Origin of the sequence: Bacillus sp. DNRA2 (assembly GCF_012843265.1) — a bacterium.
Classification (GTDB): domain Bacteria; phylum Bacillota; class Bacilli; order Bacillales; family Cytobacillaceae; genus Bacillus_BU.
On sequence record NZ_JABAIT010000021.1, the window covers coordinates 1 to 19891 of the forward strand.

The 19891-nt window shown below is 37.2% G+C and carries 25 protein-coding genes; 14 read left to right on the forward strand and 11 right to left on the reverse strand.

Annotation, left to right across the window (positions count from 1 at the left end):
- Positions 1-97: 97 nt before the first annotated feature.
- Both HHO41_RS16445 and HHO41_RS16450 read right to left on the reverse strand, forming a co-directional pair.
- Positions 98-709: a CPBP family intramembrane glutamic endopeptidase gene (locus HHO41_RS16445; protein WP_169100630.1), complete on the reverse strand. Its 612-nt coding sequence runs from the start codon at positions 707-709 to the stop codon at positions 98-100.
- 148 nt (positions 710-857) lie between these two features.
- Complete coding sequence (locus HHO41_RS16450) at positions 858-1046, reverse strand: YkvS family protein (RefSeq protein ID WP_169100632.1); 189 nt, start codon at positions 1044-1046, stop codon at positions 858-860.
- A gap of 302 nt (positions 1047-1348) precedes the next feature.
- Between HHO41_RS16450 and HHO41_RS16455 the strand changes: the two genes are divergently transcribed.
- The 6 genes from HHO41_RS16455 (at position 1349) to HHO41_RS16480 (ending at position 5716) form a co-directional block, all read left to right on the forward strand.
- Positions 1349-1543: a hypothetical protein gene (locus tag HHO41_RS16455; RefSeq protein ID WP_169100634.1), complete on the forward strand. Its 195-nt coding sequence runs from the start codon at positions 1349-1351 to the stop codon at positions 1541-1543.
- Positions 1544-1686: 143 nt separating this feature from the next.
- Positions 1687-1860, forward strand: coding sequence for an aspartyl-phosphate phosphatase Spo0E family protein (locus tag HHO41_RS16460; protein WP_169100636.1), 174 nt, complete (start codon positions 1687-1689; stop codon positions 1858-1860).
- A 406-nt stretch (positions 1861-2266) separates the two neighbouring features.
- Positions 2267-2533, forward strand: coding sequence for a phosphocarrier protein HPr (locus HHO41_RS16465; protein ID WP_169100638.1), 267 nt, complete (start codon positions 2267-2269; stop codon positions 2531-2533).
- Positions 2533-4245 (forward strand): phosphoenolpyruvate--protein phosphotransferase, encoded by a 1713-nt coding sequence (gene ptsP / locus HHO41_RS16470; protein ID WP_169100640.1) that lies wholly within the window; start codon positions 2533-2535, stop codon positions 4243-4245. The genes HHO41_RS16465 and ptsP overlap by 1 nt, the downstream gene beginning before the upstream one ends.
- Before the next feature lie 144 nt (positions 4246-4389).
- Positions 4390-5265, forward strand: a complete 876-nt coding sequence (locus HHO41_RS16475) for an NAD(P)-dependent oxidoreductase (protein WP_169100642.1) — start codon at positions 4390-4392, stop codon at positions 5263-5265.
- 268 nt (positions 5266-5533) lie between these two features.
- Positions 5534-5716: a hypothetical protein gene (locus HHO41_RS16480; protein WP_169100644.1), complete on the forward strand. Its 183-nt coding sequence runs from the start codon at positions 5534-5536 to the stop codon at positions 5714-5716.
- 67 nt (positions 5717-5783) lie between these two features.
- On the opposite strand, the gene HHO41_RS16485 is transcribed toward HHO41_RS16480, so the two are convergent.
- Entirely contained in the window at positions 5784-6935 is a 1152-nt protein-coding gene (locus HHO41_RS16485) for an aminotransferase A (RefSeq protein ID WP_169100646.1), read from the reverse strand.
- 129 nt (positions 6936-7064) lie between these two features.
- On the opposite strand from HHO41_RS16485, the gene corA reads away from it, so the two are divergent.
- Positions 7065-8060, forward strand: coding sequence for a magnesium/cobalt transporter CorA (gene corA / locus HHO41_RS16490; protein ID WP_169100648.1), 996 nt, complete (start codon positions 7065-7067; stop codon positions 8058-8060).
- 61 nt (positions 8061-8121) lie between these two features.
- Here corA and HHO41_RS16495 read toward each other — a convergent pair whose 3' ends face one another.
- The 5 genes from HHO41_RS16495 to HHO41_RS16515 form a co-directional block, all read right to left on the reverse strand.
- Positions 8122-8325, reverse strand: coding sequence for a hypothetical protein (locus HHO41_RS16495; protein WP_169100650.1), 204 nt, complete (start codon positions 8323-8325; stop codon positions 8122-8124).
- Positions 8326-8674: 349 nt separating this feature from the next.
- A complete protein-coding gene (locus tag HHO41_RS16500; RefSeq protein WP_169100652.1) occupies positions 8675-9151 on the reverse strand; it encodes a YkyB family protein in 477 nt (158 codons plus the stop codon).
- Positions 9152-9340: 189 nt separating this feature from the next.
- Positions 9341-9565 (reverse strand): hypothetical protein, encoded by a 225-nt coding sequence (locus HHO41_RS16505; RefSeq protein WP_169100655.1) that lies wholly within the window; start codon positions 9563-9565, stop codon positions 9341-9343.
- A gap of 107 nt (positions 9566-9672) precedes the next feature.
- Positions 9673-10548, reverse strand: a complete 876-nt coding sequence (locus HHO41_RS16510) for a metallophosphoesterase (protein WP_169100657.1) — start codon at positions 10546-10548, stop codon at positions 9673-9675.
- A gap of 378 nt (positions 10549-10926) precedes the next feature.
- Positions 10927-11718 (reverse strand): C39 family peptidase, encoded by a 792-nt coding sequence (locus tag HHO41_RS16515; RefSeq protein WP_169100659.1) that lies wholly within the window; start codon positions 11716-11718, stop codon positions 10927-10929.
- A gap of 124 nt (positions 11719-11842) precedes the next feature.
- Here HHO41_RS16515 and HHO41_RS16520 point away from each other — a divergent pair, with 124 nt between their 5' ends.
- From HHO41_RS16520 to HHO41_RS16530, 3 genes are all read left to right on the forward strand, one after another.
- Positions 11843-13060: an EAL domain-containing protein gene (locus HHO41_RS16520; RefSeq protein ID WP_169100661.1), complete on the forward strand. Its 1218-nt coding sequence runs from the start codon at positions 11843-11845 to the stop codon at positions 13058-13060.
- Between the two features lie 62 nt (positions 13061-13122).
- Positions 13123-13359 carry a hypothetical protein gene (locus HHO41_RS16525; protein WP_169100663.1) on the forward strand — a complete coding sequence of 79 codons (237 nt, stop codon included), beginning with the start codon at positions 13123-13125 and terminating at the stop codon, positions 13357-13359.
- Positions 13360-13549: 190 nt separating this feature from the next.
- Positions 13550-14179, forward strand: a complete 630-nt coding sequence (locus HHO41_RS16530) for a DUF3993 domain-containing protein (protein ID WP_169100665.1) — start codon at positions 13550-13552, stop codon at positions 14177-14179.
- Here HHO41_RS16530 and HHO41_RS16535 read toward each other — a convergent pair.
- The 3 genes from HHO41_RS16535 to HHO41_RS16545 form a co-directional block, all read right to left on the reverse strand.
- Entirely contained in the window at positions 14167-15024 is an 858-nt protein-coding gene (locus tag HHO41_RS16535) for a DUF421 domain-containing protein (protein WP_169100667.1), read from the reverse strand. The genes HHO41_RS16530 and HHO41_RS16535 overlap by 13 nt on opposite strands.
- 140 nt (positions 15025-15164) lie before the next feature.
- Positions 15165-15404, reverse strand: coding sequence for a glutaredoxin family protein (locus tag HHO41_RS16540; RefSeq protein ID WP_169100670.1), 240 nt, complete (start codon positions 15402-15404; stop codon positions 15165-15167).
- A 21-nt stretch (positions 15405-15425) separates the two neighbouring features.
- Positions 15426-16382 carry an MBL fold metallo-hydrolase gene (locus tag HHO41_RS16545; RefSeq protein ID WP_169100673.1) on the reverse strand — a complete coding sequence of 319 codons (957 nt, stop codon included), beginning with the start codon at positions 16380-16382 and terminating at the stop codon, positions 15426-15428.
- 176 nt (positions 16383-16558) lie between these two features.
- Here HHO41_RS16545 and HHO41_RS16550 point away from each other — a divergent pair, with 176 nt between their 5' ends.
- The 4 genes from HHO41_RS16550 (at position 16559) to HHO41_RS16565 (ending at position 19889) form a co-directional block, all read left to right on the forward strand.
- Entirely contained in the window at positions 16559-16795 is a 237-nt protein-coding gene (locus HHO41_RS16550) for a YkuJ family protein (RefSeq protein ID WP_147531785.1), read from the forward strand.
- Positions 16796-16970: 175 nt separating this feature from the next.
- Complete coding sequence (gene cbpB, locus HHO41_RS16555; protein ID WP_169100676.1) at positions 16971-17426, forward strand: cyclic-di-AMP-binding protein CbpB; 456 nt, start codon at positions 16971-16973, stop codon at positions 17424-17426.
- A 52-nt stretch (positions 17427-17478) separates the two neighbouring features.
- Entirely contained in the window at positions 17479-18984 is a 1506-nt protein-coding gene (locus tag HHO41_RS16560) for an MDR family MFS transporter (RefSeq protein ID WP_282434292.1), read from the forward strand.
- A 32-nt stretch (positions 18985-19016) separates the two neighbouring features.
- The gene (locus tag HHO41_RS16565; protein WP_169100678.1) at positions 19017-19889 is read left to right on the forward strand and encodes a LysR family transcriptional regulator; all 873 of its coding nucleotides are present in this window, start codon (positions 19017-19019) and stop codon (positions 19887-19889) included.
- Positions 19890-19891 lie beyond the last annotated feature (2 nt).

The window sequence follows — 19891 nt, forward strand, 5'->3', positions numbered from 1 at the left end:
TGAACTAGAGTAATAAGAAAAAAATAAAGAAAGGTGAAATTGAGCCAACTCAATTTCACCTTTTTCATTAATTGAAGCTAGTTATGTCCCAGCCTCTTTATCGAAATGGCATAAGTACAAATAAAAACAAATCGTATATTAAATGTGAAACGATAACAAGCGGTATGCTTCGTCTCCATGCATAAAGCCATGACCAGCATAGTCCAGCAATAAATGCAGCAAACACCAGCATAAACTGTCCAGAATAAATGTGAACAGATGCATACAAGAGTGCTGATACTACGATACTGACGCCATTGGAGGTAAAGCTAAGCAAACGCTTCTGAATGAAGCCGCGCCAAAATATTTCCTCGCCGGGAACGATGACTAAAATTAAGGCGAGATAGTGCCAAAACATATCTGGTCCATAATACTTGTAAAGCTTGGTAATTTGCTTAGATCCTGGTATATGAGGAAGCTCGATTAATTGATTGCCAATCCAGAAAAGGAGATAAAGAAGAGCTCCGGACAGGATTCCGGTAAATAGATATTTAAATAAAGATAGCTTGTCATCTAATTTATCTTTTGCAACGACAAAACAGATTAACAGCAGCATCGTTGCAGTGAAAAAATACCAAAATACAGTTTTATCAGAAAATGTAAAGTACATTAATAAGTGCGCTAAGATGAAACCGCTAATAAAACGTAAATCAAGAGCAGATTTTATCATTGATATCCCCCTCTCTAAACTAATTTTCTTTATTTTAACAAACTCCCCTTTAATTATGTACATAAAATCTGCCTAATTTGTCAATTGTTATATGTATTAGACGAAATAAAAAAATAAGCCGCCCTACAAATAGCAGAGCAGCTGCCTTTTATAGGACGGCTTCTTTAATAACTCGATAGTTTTTATGATTAACAACAGTTCTTTGATCAAGTTCGAGATCACGATAATTATTCATGTAAGTTAAATCGACGATTACTGAATTCTCATTAACTTTTTCAACAATTCCCTGTAACCCGTCTCTAAATTCGATGACATTGCCCACTTTTGCTCTCTTCAAATTATCTCTCTCCCTTGTCTTTAAATTTATGTTACTTAACAGTTTGCACTACTTTTCGTGTTTCGTAAATAATTTTCAAGGAATTTTCAGGTATTTTTTTGGTGATATTTTGAAATTCGACAAGATTATTGTTCGTTAGTCAAACTTCAACATTTTTTATTTTTTTGCAAATTTTGTATGAAAGTTTACAATCATGAAGGATAGACAACTCCGCATTTTTTTTATAAGCTAATTAAAAATATATCGAAGAAAAACATAGACAGCTAACGTGCTGGAACATAGGATTGGGTGAAGAATAAACCATGAATGATGAATTAATACGTGAACAATTGGAAAAACTTAAAAATAAAGAATTACATGAATTTTACGTTAAACAGGATGAGTTTCTTGCTGTTCGAAAGATAGTGGTTGACCGTGAAGATTTTAAACATTTTCGGGGAGTTGCGTTACGAGGTGGAGATGTCGTTTATCAATACTCAGATGAACCTAGGAGTTGAGTTACCCAGAATTTGTAACCTTTCTATTATATATGTGAATAAGTGAGTAATTTTACATAATATTTTGATTAGTGTGACAAAATACCTATTTTTTGTTATGATATAGGTGTAAAATATAACTAAAATCCTATGAGGTGACAAATATGAATTTGTTAAAAACTCGTGAGGAGCTATTATTCTTAATTGAAAATAAGCGCGTGGAAATGGTTTTGGAGGCAGAAAGATCAGGATTACTTAGCCATCAAACCTTAAAACGAAGTAAAGAGCTGGACGAACTCCTCAATTTGCATAATCAACTAACAGAAATCTCAAACTAACTTAACATAAATCTTTTAAAGTGTTATTTTCATATAACACTTTTTATTTTGTTTTATTTTGGTAATAAAACGCTTTCTGTAAACGGTTTATAGAGTGAATATTGAATATTCAATAAAAAAGTGGCTTTTTTATTGTCGAACCGCCTTAAAAAATGCTATATTCTTTGAAGGAAAGTGGTCAGTCTAACAACAGAAATATAATTCTAATATTAAATAATTTGTACATGAATAACTAAAGGTTTGGAAAAAATAAAACATGTTATAGATATCCAAACTTGCTTTTATTTTTAGTTTTGTTTTGTTTTGGCAGGATTGTCTGACATGCGGTTGTTGTTAATGGTTGAACACATTTTCCTCAACAACACAAATCCACTATATTTTTATGCGGAAAAGGAGTAGGATGACAATGGTTGAAAAACAATATAAGGTTATCGCAGAAACAGGAATTCATGCACGTCCGGCTACACTTTTAGTTCAAACAGCAAGCCGTTTCAGTTCAGATATTCAGCTTGAGTATAAAGAGAAAAAGGTTAATTTAAAATCGATTATGGGTGTTATGTCACTAGGAATCGGTCAAGGTGCAGAATTTAAAATTATCGTTGATGGCAGCGATGAGCACGAAGCTTTGCAAGGTTTAGAAGAAACATTAACAAAAGAAGGACTTGCACAATAATGAATGTATTAATGGGAATCGCAGCGTCAAGTGGGATTGCAATAGCAAAGGCTTATCGTTTAGTTGAACCAGATTTATCATTTGAAAAGAAGACTGTTTCTAATGTGGACCAAGAGGTAGAACGTTTTCGGGCAGCTTTAACTAAAGCAAAGGAAGAGCTAGGTGATATTCGTGACCGTGCCAACCGTGAGCTTGGGGCGGATAAAGCAGCAATTTTTGATGCACATCTTTTGGTCTTAAGCGACCCCGAATTAGTTGGCCCAATTGAAGATAGCATTAAAAATGAAAAAGTGAATGCAGAAGTAGCTTTAAAAAATACTGCTGATATGTTCATTATGATGTTTGAGCAAATGGATAATGAATATATGAAGGAACGTGCCGCTGATATTCGCGACGTAACAAAACGCGTATTGGCGCATCTTCTCGGTGCAGTACTTGTTAACCCAAGTATGATTTCAGAAGAAGTAATCATTGTAGCGGAGGACCTAACACCGTCTGATACGGCTCAATTAAACCGCCAATATGTGAAAGGTTTCACGACTGATATTGGTGGTAGAACTTCTCATTCAGCGATTATGGCTCGCTCGATGGAAATTCCAGCTGTTGTTGGAACAAAAACGGCGACACAAACTATCAATAATGGTGATTTAGTCATTGTCGATGGTTTAAGCGGTGAAGTTCATATTAACCCTTCTGAAGAAACGGTTAAGCAATTCGAACAAAAAGCTGCTGAATTTGAAACACAAAAAGCCGAATGGGCGAAATTAGTAAACGAGGCAACAGTATCAGTTGACGGTCATCATGTAGAATTGGCTGCCAACATCGGAACTCCAAATGATTTAGTTGGTGTTGTCAACAATGGTGGTGAAGCAGTCGGTCTTTACCGTACTGAATTCCTATATATGGGCCGAGATACCTTGCCAACTGAAGAAGAGCAATATACCGCCTATAAAGCTGTACTAGAAGGAATGAACGGAAAGCCAGTTGTCGTTCGGACCCTAGATATTGGTGGGGATAAGGAACTTCCATACTTACATTTACCAAAGGAAATGAATCCGTTCCTTGGTTTCCGTGCCATTCGTTTATGTCTTGAGGAGCAAGGAATGTTCCGGACACAATTACGTGCATTATTGCGTGCTAGCACTGCTGGAAATTTAAAAATTATGTTTCCAATGATCGCGACACTTGATGAATTCCGTCAAGCGAAGGCTGTTCTGCTTGAAGAAAAGCAAAAGTTGGTTTCGGAAGGTGTAGCGGTTTCGGATTCAATCGAAGTTGGAATTATGGTTGAAATTCCATCAACGGCTGTTCTTGCTGATTTATTTGCTAAGGAAGTTGATTTCTTCAGCATCGGTACGAATGATTTGATTCAATACACGATGGCAGCTGACCGGATGAATGAGCGTGTGTCATACCTTTACCAACCATACAGCCCATCGATTCTTCGTTTAATTAAGATGGTTATCGATGCAGCTCATAAAGAAGGTAAGTGGACAGGTATGTGCGGTGAAATGGCTGGAGACGAAACCGCTATTCCACTTTTACTTGGCTTAGGTTTAGATGAATTTTCAATGAGTGCAACATCAATCTTAAAAGCACGTTCATTGATCAAACGTCTAAACAAGTCTGATATGGAAAAATTAGCTGCAGAAGTACTGAACATGAATACAACTGCAGAGGTTGTCGCAGCAGTAGAAACAGCTACAAAATAATCTTGATTTTTTTATGAAAAAGCCGATTTCTGTGGAAATCGGCTTTTTGTGTATGGAATATACTGTCATGAGCGCGCTTTCTCATTTTCCTAATACATAAGAAACTGATAAAATGTTCTTATTACTTGAAAGCGAGGGGAAAACATGTTTAAACAAGACAACACCGTAATTGGATTTATAGGCATAGGAGTAATGGGGAAAAGCATTGCTGGACATTTATTGAGTGCTGGTTTTCCGGTAATGGTTTATACAAGAACGAAAGCGAAAGCGGAAGATCTACTTGCTAAAGGGTCAACATGGGCGCAAACGCCAAAAGAAATCGCTGAAGCAGCAAATGTCATTTTCACGATGGTCGGTTTACCGTCCGACGTTGAAGAAGTATATTTTGGCGAAAATGGCTTAATTCCAAATGCAAAAGAAAATACATATTTAGTTGATATGACGACATCTACTCCATCGCTAGCGGTAAAAATTTATCATGCTGCAAAAGAACAAGGAATTCATGCAATTGATGCTCCAGTTTCTGGTGGTGATATCGGTGCCCGTGATGGGAAACTATCCATTATGGTTGGTGGAGACGAGTCTGATTTTATAGAGATTGAGCCTCTATTACAGAAGTTTGGTACGAATATTGTATATCAAGGCCAAGCTGGTGCTGGTCAACATACGAAAATGTGCAATCAAATTACGATTGCATCTAATATGATTGGTGTGAGCGAGGCATTGGTTTATGCAAAAAACGCCGGACTTGATCCAGAAAAGGTATTGAAGAGTATCACATCAGGTGCAGCTGGTAGTTGGTCGTTGACGAACTTGGGGCCGCGCATGATAAGCGGAGATTTTGAACCTGGCTTTTATATTAAGCATTTTATTAAAGATATGAAAATAGCTCTTGAAGAAGCCGAAGCAATGGATATCAACTTGCCAGGGCTAGCATTGGCTAAATCCTTGTACCAGCAATTGGCTGATGAGGGAGAAGAAAACAGCGGAACCCAAGCGTTATATAAATATTGGAACTAAAGTTCTTTATCTAAGTCTGTGTTAAAGCTTAGTGTTGATTTTATGCAAGTTGATTGGAGCGGAAGGCACGAAGACTCCTGCGGGAGTAGCTTGTATGGGAGACCCCGCAGGCGCGAGTGCGGGGTCTCCCAACTAGCCCCGCGGAAAGCGAAGTGCCTGCAGCGGAAATCAACATTCATGTTTAACCTAGCCTTACCTAAAGATGCCATGAATGAATCCTTCTAAAAAATCGAAAATAACTATGTACGATTATGAAGGAGGAAGAATCATGGCGAAACGAACAAAAAAGAATGATCCAGAACAGAAAAATAAAAAAGGTTTTGACTCTGCCGTGTTGAATGCAGAATTTGCTCATGAAATGGGCAGCGCTGCGGCTAATAAGATTCATCACGATAAGGCAAAAAAAGAAAAAGCGCCAAAAAATAACGGTCAATACCACGGTATTAAATAGATCAGGAATCCAATAGTAAAAGGGACAGACAATCGCGTCTGTCCCTTAACTAGTCATCATTCGTAACTTATAAATACTCTTTCAGATATGATTCCAAACGATTTAGTGCTTCTTCAAGTGTTGCTTCTGAATAGGCATAAGAAATTCGGAAATATCCCTCACCATATTGACTGAAGGCACTTCCTGGCACACAAGCTAACCCGACCTTTTCTACTAGAGAGAGGCAGAATTCAAATGAATTAAGCGAGGTATTTGGCATTTTTACAAAGAAATAAAAGGCGCCATCAGGTTTGATGACATCGAGATTCATGGCAACGAGCCGCTCATATACATAATCCCGACGCTTTAAGTATTCTTTTTTCATCGGCAAAGCATCATCAATCCCAGTTGTTAATGCTTCTAAAGCGGCCATTTGCGATACTGAGCTCGCACAGGTTACATTGTATTGATGTACTTTTAACATATGCTTAGCGATATTTTCAGGGGCAAATACCATCCCAATACGCCAGCCTGTCATCGAATGAGATTTGGACAAACCGTTTATCACAATCGTCTGTTCTTTGATAAAGCTCGCAATCGAGACGTGTTCACGTTCAAATGATAATTCACTATAGATCTCATCTGCAAGAATGAAAATATCCCGTCCTTTGACAAGCGCTGCAATTTCTTGTAATTCCGCTCGAGTTAAGCTCACTCCCGTTGGATTAGAAGGATATGGTAAAATAATACAACGAGTTTGCTCAGTTATGTATGATTTAACAACAGCAGCTGTCATTCTAAATTGGTGCTCACGAAGGTCGACATAAACTGGTTTCGCACCGCAAAGGTGAATGATTGGCTCATAGCCCGGATAAACAGGACCAGGTAAAATTACTTCGGTTCCTTCTGATAAGATGGTTCGTAGTGCTATATCGATTGCTTCACTGGCACCTGTAGTAATAATGACCTCAGATTCAGGTTGATAATCCATGCTATATTTCTTTTTATAAAAATCAGCTGCAGCTTTACGAAGTGAAATCATTCCTGCATTATGGGTGTAAGAAGTAAAATTTTCATCAATCGCTTGTTTCGCTGCTTCCTTAACATGTATTGGGGTAGGGAAATCAGGCTGACCAATCGTTAACGAAATCATATCCTTCGTATCAGCGACCATATTAAAAAATTTACGGATACCGGATATTTCAATTTCCTGGACTTTTTGATTAATTAAATGTTCCACTATTATTCATCCTTCCAAATACTATTACATCATTTTAACATGTAATAACGATTCATTAAATTTATCATAAACAAAAAAAGTCTGGAAAACAAAAATATTCGCAATAGGTGCAGAATGGGGGAGAAGCCAATGATCCGGATTTGTGCAATTAGAGATAACGGAGAGTTTCTAATGGATGTAAAGCTTAAAGAACTTAAAAATAAGCAAATTAAATGGTATTGGATCGATTTTATTAATCCGACTAGTGAAGAATCCAAACTTTTATCTAGTTACTTTAAATTTCATCCATTACCTGTAGAAGATTGCTTAGACGAGTTTATCCAGCGTCCTAAAGTTGATTTTTACGAAGGCTATAACTTTTTAGTTTTACACGCGATCCATCAGGAAAATTTATCTCCATATGAAGTGGATGTTTTTGTAAGCGAGCAGTTTATTGTCACTTACCAACAAAAAACAATTCGAAATCTGAATAATTTATGGGAGCGCATTCGTAAGGATGAGGGTTTTAGAGAAGGTCCTTATTATGTTCTCCATGCAGTTGTTGATAGTCTGGTTGATGATTATTTTCCGCCAGTCTATCGGCTTGAAGATCAAATAAATTCAATTGAGGATAACACTGATAACGAAAGCATCCATAATTTAATTGAAAGGCTCTTTGATATTCGAGCAGACTTATCAAGATTAAGACGAACCGTCGTTCCAATGAGTGACCTGTTGTATCGCATTGTTCATTCCGAGCGCCTTAGTCATTTGAAGGAACACCGGCATTATTTTGATGATGTATACGATCATCTTTTAAAGCTCAGTGAAATGCTGGAATCATATCGTGATTTTTCATCCGATATTCGAGATAGTTACTTATCGGTTAATTCAAATACGATGAATAGCATTATGATGACACTTACGGTGATTACGACCATTTTTATGCCACTAACTTTTATTGCCGGAATTTATGGGATGAATTTTGAGTACATGCCTGAGCTACATTGGCATTATGGTTATTTTATCGTATTGGGATTTATGGGAGCTATTGCGTTGTTCATGTTCTTTTATTTTCAAGCAAAAGGTTGGTTTAAGCTTGGGAGAATGCGTGAACGCAAGAAACGAAAAATCAATATTCGTTAGAGGCTAATCTGACAAAAAAGGATGACTTCTTGGGTAAGTCATCCTTGTACATTCTGTTAAATTAGTATCCGTATTCCCAATCTACCTCTGCTTCGTGCCATAACACTGGAGAAACTTCACCAAAATCAACCCTATTGTTATCGAGCTCGCAGTTGCAGTGATTGCATCCACATTGCCCCTTCAGTGTTTCGTAAACCTTATGATCAACATTTTCGATAAAAATCACCTTTTGATTAGGTTGATAAAGAATGGCAGTTCCTTTCATGAAAAATCTCTCCCCGTAAAATAATGTCCCTTTGAATAAATTAAATTTGGCAAAATGTTCCTATGCCAACTACGACTTGATTGTATTCCTGTTTTGAATAAAGGTCTAGCTAGAATAAGGAATGTTCACAAAACGCTCAATAAATTGTGATATAAATCGCAAATATATGAATGTTCGAGAAGAAAATCACCTCCTCATCCGGGATACAAACGGACTGATAAATAATTGCTGAGGAAAATCAAAACGGGCAACCATTGATATTTTGGTTACCCGTTAGTTGTATTATATTTAGTTGGGCTTGGCGGTAGACCGAAAACTAAAAGAGCAAAGTTAAACGAGTTAAGTCAGCCTAAAAGTAGCTTTCGCCAAGCCGCTTAAATTGTGGCTGTTGCGCCTTTGGTTTTCCTGGTCTTGCTGTTTTTTTGTATCCCTCATTTTCGCGGATACCAGTATATGTTTGTAATAATACTTTTGCGACAGTAAGCGGAAGTCTTGTTTTTGGGTTACATACATCGCTGCTTAGTTTACCTAAGTGAGGTAGTGAGCTGAAATCTTCTTTTGTTGGGGGAATATGAAAAGAATAGTTACCACTAACCACTAACACATCGGATTGCTGTTGACTGTATTTTGGATTTGCAGAAAAATGAAGGCCTACCTTTTTTGCTTTGCCTTCACGGAGCATTTTTTTCAGAGCTTCATGTTTTAGTTTGTATAAGTACTTCGGGTTTATGGCCGTTTTTGCATGACGATTAACAATGAAGATTGCTTGTGAGAGGTTTTCAATTGTTGGAAGCAGTTTTTGAGGGTGATTACTATCCCGATTCAATAGTAAGATCTCCTTTCAATGGGTATAATTTATTATACCCCTATTTTGTAAAGTTAAGAAAGGGAAATTCCAATGTTTTTCCTTATTTTTTTCTGTGTTTAATGAGAATGTTGATTTACGCTTCAGACACTTTGCCTAAAAATAATAAAAGAGGAAGCGATTGCTTCCTCGAGCTGTCATTCATCCATTTTAACGGAATGGATATGGACCGGGACCGAAGCCATATGGTGTTGGCGGAAAGCCTGGGTATGGCGGATATGGGGGGTAATAAGGTGGGCAGCACGGCCGGTTAAAGAAAAACGGGCTAGCTGCTAATCCTAAAGCTCCCCCTGCAAGAAATGGTAAAAGACCAAAACCAATAAAGCGCTGATCTTCATATTGACGGTAAACATTTGGGTGTTGGGCAAGATACACTGTTTATTTCCCTCCTCATTACAAAACTGCCTTTCATTTTTATTCTATGGTAAGAGAAAGACAATGAGCATGTCTGACAGGAGGAAGGTAAAGGTCAGAAAGATTATTTATGCTTCTGTAGCTAATGTATAAACTGTAAGTTCAGGTTGAGATAAAAAGCGGAAGGGAAGTCTTGTGGTACCGATACCTCGATTAACATAAAGGGTTAGTCGTTGGTCTTGGTCCTCAATCAGATATAACCCCTCTGTATATTTTTCTGCAAACGGAGGAGTCACAAGCGCTCCCATAAATGGTATTTTTATTTGCCCACCGTGGCTGTGACCACTTATTTGATAATGTATACCATGCAAAACAGCCGAGTCCGCTAAATCAGGGGCATGACTCAATAATAGTTTAAAACTGTCTTGACGCACATTGGCTAATGCCAATTCAAAATTTGGCTTACCTAGCATTGCATCGTCTATCCCGATTAATTCAATTCGACTTCCGTCTAGAAGGGTAATCGGAGTTGAGGTATTTTGTAATAAAACAAATTCAGATTGTTCCATAATGGACTGGTATAGTTCCGAACCGTAACCGCCGTGGTCATGATTACCGTAAATGCAAAACTTTCCTAAGGAAGCCTTAAGCGTTTTTAATAAAGGTGGAATTTTTTTCACATCATCATATCGATTTGGTTCATCCATTAAATCTCCAGTAAATAGTACGATATCGGGAGATAAAGCATTAATTTTAGAAATGAGACGTTCTAACTGTTCCAAATTATAATGAAACCCCAAATGTGTATCGCTAAATTGGATAATTTTGCAGCCTTCAAAACTGGAGGGGATTAAGCGGTGCCGGATTGTTTGGTCTGTAACTTTCAGCATCCTTGTTTCAATTTCTCGTGCATAATAATATATTCCAGTACTTGAGCCAAACGCTATGACAGTTGTCCCAAACAGCCTTTTGAGGAATGACCTCCTTGAAACCTTTTTTGGCATAATTATACTCCCGTTCAATTAAAAATTCCTTTTTATCCTATCAAAAAAAGAGGGTAAAAACAGCAAATAATTTATTAAAAAGATATTTCAATTATATCGGCTACTGTAATATACTTGTCCGAATGTAAATATATTCAAAAAATACCAATAGTAAACAGAAAAAAGCCTCACATTCATGAGGCATTTATTAATTGGATGTATTAAACATAAATGTTGATTTCCGCTGCAGGCACTTCGCTTTCCGCAGGGCTAGTTGGGAGCCTCCTCGGCGCATTCGCGCCTGCGGGGTCTCCCATACCAGCTACTCCTGCAGGAGTCTTCGTGCCTTCCGCTACAATCAACTTGCAATAAATCAACACTAAGCTTTAACACAGCTTTTTATTTAAAGCTAATCGCTCGTGATTGAAGCGCTTTCCATGATTCAATAAATTGCTGTTTATTAACAGGATATTGTTTTTTTCCTGACAGTGGATCATTTATATAGACATTATAGTCATCATAGCCAACTAAGACAACAGCATGTAAATCAAGTGGGGTTGTGATTGTTTGGTTGTTGTGAAGCCAGCTTTCAGGTCGGTTAGGTAGTCGATAGTCCCCAGTTGTCCAGACAACGACTGGATAGCCGTGTGCAACATGTTGTAGGACTTCTTCAAAGTGATGGTTGGTCAAATTAACAGCGCGATTTGGTAAATATCGGTTTACTAATTCTTCCATTGGTTTATCGTAAACGGCATAACCTGCATGTTTACCGGTCATATCACCGACAAATCCTTCTGCTGGGTTACCCCAGCGCAATATATCGCCGGACGAGGAACGCTGAATCGGATCATCATCCTTTTTAATATTGGAATAGAGCTCCATTTTACTTGTATTAACACCAGCATATTGCAACATCATTGCAAGGCTTGTTACCTCACAACCATATTTCAATTCCGGATTTTGTTTGATGAGTGGTACATCTAATAAGTATTTACCCAAAGTTAATTCATAATCATCCGGATGGTTTTCAAGCGTGTAGTGATCTGTGATTTGGATTGTTTCCGTTATATTTGAAGTAGTCGTCTGTGTTATTGACAAAGAACTTTTGTTAAAATGATTATCATCGGTAGGTTTGTCAGTTGACCCGAGTAACGGTAAGCTGGCTGCCATGACAAAATGAAGCATGTTCATCTTCATCCTTCTTTCATGTCATATTCTTACCGGCTTTTATATTTTGTCGTTTTCAAGTATGCGTTATGATGGTATTATGTTCCCATCAAAGAATTATAAATTGTTAAGGCTTGGAGGTTTAGAAATGGACGCATTGGATATCATATCTGATTTAGATAATGTGGTACCTTTTTTTCAACCGATATTCAGTGCAGATGAGCACCGAGCAATTGGCTATGAAATTTTAGGAAGATTCAATGGTAAGCAAGGAATCGAATCATTAGGCCCATTTTTTTTGGACGATGAAATTCCAGATGAATATCGTCTCGAGGTAGATAATACAGTTTTGATCAAAGCACTAGATATGGCCGTTTCACTTGATAAAGATGTCATGTTGTTTATTAATCGCGATGCAGATATCCTTATGCAAGACCATGGTGAGCAATTTTTACACCTGCTTTTACAATATGAAGAAAAAGGGATTTCCTTAAAGCGAATTGTTCTTGAGATTTCTGAGCTAAATTATAAAGGTGATATGGAGCATTTGGATCATTTGTTAAATTATTATCGAACCTATGGAATGAAGGTGGCAATTGACAAAGTTGCCAATGACAATAGTCAACTTGATCGAATTGGACAGCTATCTCCAGATATCATAAAAGTCGATTTGCAAGCATTAAGGTCCTTGGGTACATCATCAGGATTTCAAGATGTTTTATATTCTTTGGCGTTGTTAGCTCGAAAAATTGGGGCGACGCTTTTGTTTGAAAATATTGAAATGGTATTTCAGTTGCAATTTGCCTGGAAAAATGGGGGACGGTATTACCAGGGCTTCTATTTAGCCAAGCCGAGTGAAAATTTTGTAGATCGGGATATTTTAAAGAATCGATTAAAGGATGAGTTTCATTCCTTTATCATAAGTGAAAAAAAGAAACTGGAAACACTTTATAAAATCACTGAAACCTTTCAGCAAAGCTTACAGGATATGCTTGTGAAATATCGGAAAATAACAACCGATTATGAAGATATGTTAAAAGCTTTGGTTTCTGAACTCGAGTTAATCGCCTTCCGCGTTTATATCTGCGATGAGGAAGGATTCCAAAAAACAGCTAACTATTTTTATGTAAATAATAAATGGGTCGTCCAACAGGAATACCTTAATAAAAACTGGAGCTGGCGACCATATTTCCTGGAAAACATTATTAAAATGCGCAATGAGCAAAAAGGGATACTCTCTGATCTTTATAGCGATATTGAAACGGGAGAGACGATTCGAACGTTTTCATATCCTGTAAGTGCCAATGACTATTTATTTATTGATTTATCTTACAGCTTTTTGTATAAGCAGGATGGCCTACTCTAACTGGGATTCTGAATAAAATATCATGTAACGCGGTATGTTAAGCATAAAGGAGTGAGTATTGCATGATATTTTCATCAAACCTTTTGTTGGGAGTAGCGATGGCAATCTTGGCTGTATCGCTTATATATACGTTTTTGCTTGGTCGAGAGCAAAAGGCATTGAAAGGCGAATTGGATTCAAAAATACCTCATCCTGTCCAAGAACATGTTTACACGAGGAATCCAGTTTTTTTAACATATGCGCTTTTTTTTGCACTCGTTATTTTATTGATTGTCTTTTTTGCAGGTGCCAATTGGTAAAGGTCTCAATTATTTGAGGCCTTTTTAATATGTCAAAAATAATAATTGATTTTGTCAATATTGAAAGAAATCTGCATTAAATAGGTTTTTCTTGTCTAAATATGAGCGTATTTAGCGAACTATTTTTTCGTAATATAGTAATAATCGTTGTTAAAATGAATATATATTGCGACTAGCGGGGGGGAAGTTTATGCAAATTGCCATTCGGAATAGTTTATTCATTTTCATTTTGTTCTTGGTGGTACCGATTCATACTTATGCCACAGTAACAGATGAAAATCGGGAAGAAATTCTTGAGTTTGTAAAGGGAGCATTTCAAGCACAAGTATCTCTTAGTGAGAAAGAACGAAGTATCAAGGAGGTACAAGAACTCCTAAGCCCATATTTAACGGCATCATACATGGAATTATTTTTAACAGAAAACTTGGTTGAAGAGAATGGAAAATATTTCACACTTGGATCAGACTTCGCCCTTTATTATATTCCGTTCTTTAGCTATAACGAAAATACCAAAATCATCACACATGAAAACCAAATATATGTATATGAATTCTTTCCTGGAAACCAAGAAGGTCCAGTAACGTATCAAGATCATTATGAAGGGATTGTGTTAGAAGCACAAAACGGACAATATAAAGTAGCTAGACTTTTGGATAAAGCACCTGACGAGGCCATTCATGATAAAGAAACAAATGAGACAAATGCTATTAAAGTTACGCAAAAAGAGCAGCCACGATTATTAACTGCATTGCTATTTAGCCGCCTATCTGCGAAGAAACCAATTGAATTCTTTATTGAATTGCAAAGTTATTTTAAATAAGGTGATAAAGATTTAATCATGTTATTTAGCTTTTCAGCATTTTTCAAGTACATTTGCTTAGCTTCCTCTGAGCCGGTTTCGTGAGCTTTTATTTCGAAATCGGCTTGTATTTTTTTGATGTTTGCAAGTAATAAAGGTTTAGTTTGCGGCTTTGGTACGGTGATTTGATCGTCATAAACATCAACAACTAAATCGCCTGCAGAGGTAATTTGGGCAAAGACAACATTTTCGAGTGTTAGTCCTAATTTATCTAGTTCAACGAGAAGCCAGCCGCGATTCTTCCCACTTGCAGATAATGGATTATCAAGAATTTTCCCGTCCATTATAACGGTTTGAGGCTCTTTTTCACTAGCCACATTAATGTTTAAGTCTTTTGCGGTAACGGGGCGGTGTTCCTTTTTAAGTAAAACACTTAAGTCCCCAGTTGGTTCTAATACAGCAAATTCTACTTCGGCGATATTAAAAACATTTCTCCCGCGAAGCAATGAGCTTAAATCATCCAGGGTATATTTTTCTTTTTTTAAATTTTTCTCCATTATTTTTCCGTCGCGGATAAGCACGCTTCCTTTTCCTTCAACAATGTCACGGAAATTTTTGCTCTTTAACGTGATGAAATCCACTAAAAAAGTAATTCCACCAAAAATAACAATCGCAACGACACCATGGATGATATTTTGATCCAACCCCATGATGACTTCCCCAGCGATACTTCCTATCGTAATTCCGGATACATATTCAAAAAAAGTAATTTCTGAGATTTGTTTTTTCCCAAGCAGACGTGTGATTAAGATTAAAATAAAAATAAATAAAAAAGATCGTATGATGATTAATACCCATTCTGGCATTTTTTTCACCTCAACTAAAGGATTATCAAAACCGAATAATCAGTCTCAACTCTTTAATTAGGATTTCATTTATTTAACAGCTTATGTAAGGGAATTATGTAAAAAGATGAAAAAACTGACTCAAGACTGAGTCAGCTAAGTTATTCCTGTATATTTAGAGCTTTCATCAGTTCATTAGCATCAAAACCGCGAATGACTTGGTCACCAATGACGATTGTAGGTGTAGAATATGATTGGTACTTATTGATTAAAACATTTCGTGCTTTTTGATCTACTTTTATATTTTTTTCAATAAAAGAAATTCCGTATTCCTTGAAAAATTTCTTGGTGATTTCACAGGGCGGGCAATCTGGCTGGGAAAATAAAATAATATCGCTCAAAAAAACTTCCTCCGTTTTACTTTACTGTCTGTCCTGACGCATCAAATAATCAATTAAGCCTTGTGAGCAGATATTGATATCGAGCTTAATCACTTCTATGGCAGGATGATCCTCGGCAACTTGATTTGATTGTAAGAAATCCATTACTTTAGCAAAAATCGATTGTTCGGTTGCTTTGACACATTCATCGAAAGCTCTTTCGCATCGATATGCCGCAGTTGCAGACTCAACGAAAATATTTAACCACATTCTAACTTGCCTGTAAACCTCATTGACATGTGCAGAACCACCAAAGTGACCGAAATAAATGTTATCCAAATTCAACTTTTCAAACAGTGCTACTGATTGGCGCATCTTGTTAGGATCAAATTGGTTTGGTGATGTGGATGGGAGATATAACTCAACTCCATCACGATAGAGCTGAGGATAAAATACGCCAGAGGTGTCCCCGGTAAACATCGCATTAGTAGGAGGATAATATATGCTGAAATGATGATTTGCATGTCCTGGTGAATCATAAAATTTAAGCGTACAATTCGGCCCGATGATAAGTTCTTCCTCATGATTTTTTACGATTAGACGATCTAGGGGAATGGGTACAATCGGATCAAATAATTCATCAAATTTTTCACCATATACTGCTCTAGCGCCAGCAATCAATCTCGATGGGTCAGCTAAATGTCTAGCGCCTTTAGGGTGAACGATTACTTTAGCATTTGGACAATGCTGTAGCATGAGGCCAGCTCCACCAGCATGGTCTAAATGAATATGTGTTACGATGATGTATTTAATTTTTTCAAGGGATATTTGTAACTCCTGTAAACCTTTTAGTAAATATGGGATGGATGGACTTGCAGAGGTTTCAACAATTGTTATGTCTTCTTCGATCAGCACGTATGTACCGGTTCGTTCTTCCCAATTTAGATCAAAGTCGTCAATTAAATAAAGATTTTCTGCTAATTTTCGTGGTTTTGACAAAAAATCACATCCTTTTTCACCTTTTACTTGTACAATGCCTCTCATTATTTTATTCTGTTAATATTGGTATGTAAAGGAAAAGGGTTTGAATTTTCTGAATATAATCCATTTGGATAGAATCATGCCAGTTGAGAAAGCTATAGTAAATGTTTGTTTTCGTCGAAAGGAGAGGGAGCATGTCACAGCTTCAAGGTATATTAACCAGGTTAAAGAACCTTCATGAACAGGCTAATGGAGGTGAGCCATCACAACGTTTTTTTGAGGTGAATGGCGAACGTAAATGTCAAGTTACATACAATCCAAAATCTGCAACCTTTGAACTTGAAATATACAATGAAAAGGAAAAACCAAAGCGGTATCAATTTGACAACATTGATATGATTGCGATTGAAATTTTTGATTTGATTCAATAAAAGGAGCCCCTGTGGTTCCTTTTTTCTGTTTATATAGTAGAAAGTATGACAAGCTTCTAGTTGTATAATTAACAATTTTCTGACAATCAAATCTCCAACAAAGGAAATAACCGAAAAACTATGGTAAAATGAGTAAGATTCAAGATAGATTGAAACCAAAATGAGGAGATTCGAGATGTTTAAACTTCAAGTTGAAGATTTTTCACGATTTAATTTATTAGAGTTTTTAATTCCATCTGAACGAGTTGCACATGTGCAAATAGGTAATAATTTGGAGCATGCTCTTTTAGTATTAACAAAAAGTGGTTATACGGCTATTCCTGTGTTGGATCCCACGTACAAATTACATGGATTAATAAGTACGCCAATCATTATGGAATCGATATTAGGTTTAGAACGAATTGAGTTTGAAAAATTGGAGCACAAGCGTGTTGAAGAAGTGATGTTGACAGAAATTCCACGCTTAAAAACAGATTCCTCTCTCGAAACATGCTTAGATTTGTTAGTCGACCATCCGTTTTTATGCGTTGAGGACGAGAATGGTCTGTTTGAAGGTATCTTAACCAGAAGAGCGATATTATTACAATTAAATAAGAGTGTCCATCAAATGAATAAAACTAAAGGCTCCTAATATTGGAGCTTGTTTTTCGTACATATCTATTAACTAAAAAGTAGGTGAGGCTTTGGAAGGTGTTTACAAGGAGCAATTGCTAAAACAAAGAAAAAATCAAACGAAACGTCCATTTGTTCTCGCTGCGGTGATGCTTGCGATGTTTATGGGAGCAATCGAAGCGACCATAGTTTCAACGGCAATGCCGGATATTGTGGCAGACCTCGGTGGTTTTTCATTATATAGTTGGGTGTTTTCTGCATATTTGCTAATGAATTCGGTAACGGTTTTAATTTACGGGAAATTATCCGATTTATTTGGACGGAAACCCATTCTTATCTTTGGAATTGTCATATTCCTAATAGGTTCTATTTTGTGTGGATTTGCTCATTCAATGAAATCGTTGATTATTTACCGTTTGATCCAAGGTATCGGAGCGGGGGCGGTCACACCCATTGCGACGACCATTGTCGGGGATATTTATACAATGGAAGAGCGCGCTAAGATTCAAGGGTATCTAGCGAGCGTCTGGGGGGTATCGGCGATTATGGGCCCAGCCCTCGGTGGATTACTCGTTCAATTTGTTAGTTGGCGGTATGTATTTTGGATTAACATACCACTTGGATTATTATCCATAGCTGGTTTATGGTTCTTTCTTCACGAAAAGTTGGAAAAGAAAAAGCGACAAATCGATTATATTGGAGCGCTTTTGTTAACCGTGGTTGTTAGTGCCTTGATGCTTGTGTTGGTTCAGGCTGGGACAACTTGGAGTTGGTTGTCTCCTCAAACACTTTCGCTGCTATCACTAAGCCTCGTTACGTTCATGATGTTTATTTGGCAAGAAAAAAGATTTACTGAACCTGTTATGCCGTTATCGATTTGGAGAGAAAGATCTATTTTGATTGCGAATGTAGCTTCATTAGTTACCGGAATCATGTTGATTGGTATATCAAGCTTTTTGCCGACGTTTGTCCAAGGTGTAATGGAGCAATCCCCTATGGTGGCCGGCTTCACACTTACGACGATGTCGATTGGCTGGCCAATTGCTTCCACTATTTCTGGAAGAATGATGGTCAAATATGGTTATCGAGGAACATCCATTGTTGGCGGAATTTTACTTATCGTTGGCAGTGGGATGTTTGTGCTACTAACACCTCAGCTTGGCCCAATTTGGGCGGCATTTGGTTCATTTTTCTTTGGTTTCGGAATGGGATTAACGAGCACCGCGTTTATCGTATCGATTCAAAGTAGTGTGGATTGGGAGCAACGTGGTATCGCGACTGCTTCGAATATGTTTATGAGGAATCTCGGTAATACCGTTGGTGCAGCACTGTTGGGAGGAATATTAAACAGTCAATTGTATCGTTATATTAGATCAGAGGAGGAAACAAAAGGTTTTTCGATTGATTCAATTAATCTTTTGTTGAATGAAACGGAACGTCAAGAATTAACCTCTGTTGTTAAGCACATTTTACAAGAAGGCTTAACCATGTCCCTTCACACTGTTTATTATGCTGTGTTATTCTTGTCTATTTTCAGCTTTGTATTAATGTTTTTGATACCAAAACAGAAAAGCTGAGATTAATTTGATGTTAAAGGAGTAAAAAAGTATTGTCATCTTTATCTGAATTTCATTTTTTGTCTGTCTTAGCCCAAGAAATGAATATGCGCAGGGCTGCGGAGCGTTTGTTTGTTTCTCAGCCAGCACTATCTCAACGCTTGCAAACAATCGAAAAGGAATGGGGGACAAGATTATTTATCCGCTCGCAAAAGGGCTTAACCTTAACACCAGCAGGTGAGCGTGTCATCCAGTTTGTCAATGATGTTCTCGAACAGGAAGATGAAGTCCGCGAAACCATTCACGCAATGAATTCGCAGATTCATGGTACCTTAAAAATTGCCGTTGCCTCAATTGTTGGTCAGTATTGGCTGCCAAAGGTATTAAAGAAGTTTGTTAAACGCTATCCTCAGGCGAAGATCTCCCTAATTACTGGGTGGAGCAGTGAAATTCTCAAAACGATGTATGAAGATCAAGCACATATTGGGATCATTCGCGGTACACCGGACTGGAAAGGTGTGAAGACCCATTTGTTTGAAGATAATCTTTATTTAGTCGATACGGAAATCAATCGTTTAGAGGAAGTACTTGAGTCAAATCGACCATTTATTCAGTTTAAAAGTGATTCCAATTACTATCAGGAAATTCATAATTGGCTGCATCGGCAGTTTGGGACTTTACCGAAGCGAACGATTGTTGTCGATCAAATAGAAACTTGTAAACAAATGACATTTAATGGAATCGGATATGCGATTTTACCGGGAATTACGTTAGCTGGAGCTGAAAAAAATATTTTTAAAATACCGTTAATCGGAGAAAATGGAAAGCCGATTAAGCGGGATACTTGGCTTGTTGGCTACGAATCTGCCTTTAAGCTTAAACAAGTCCAAGCTTTTGTTGATTTGATTAAAGAGCATTTAGAATAACC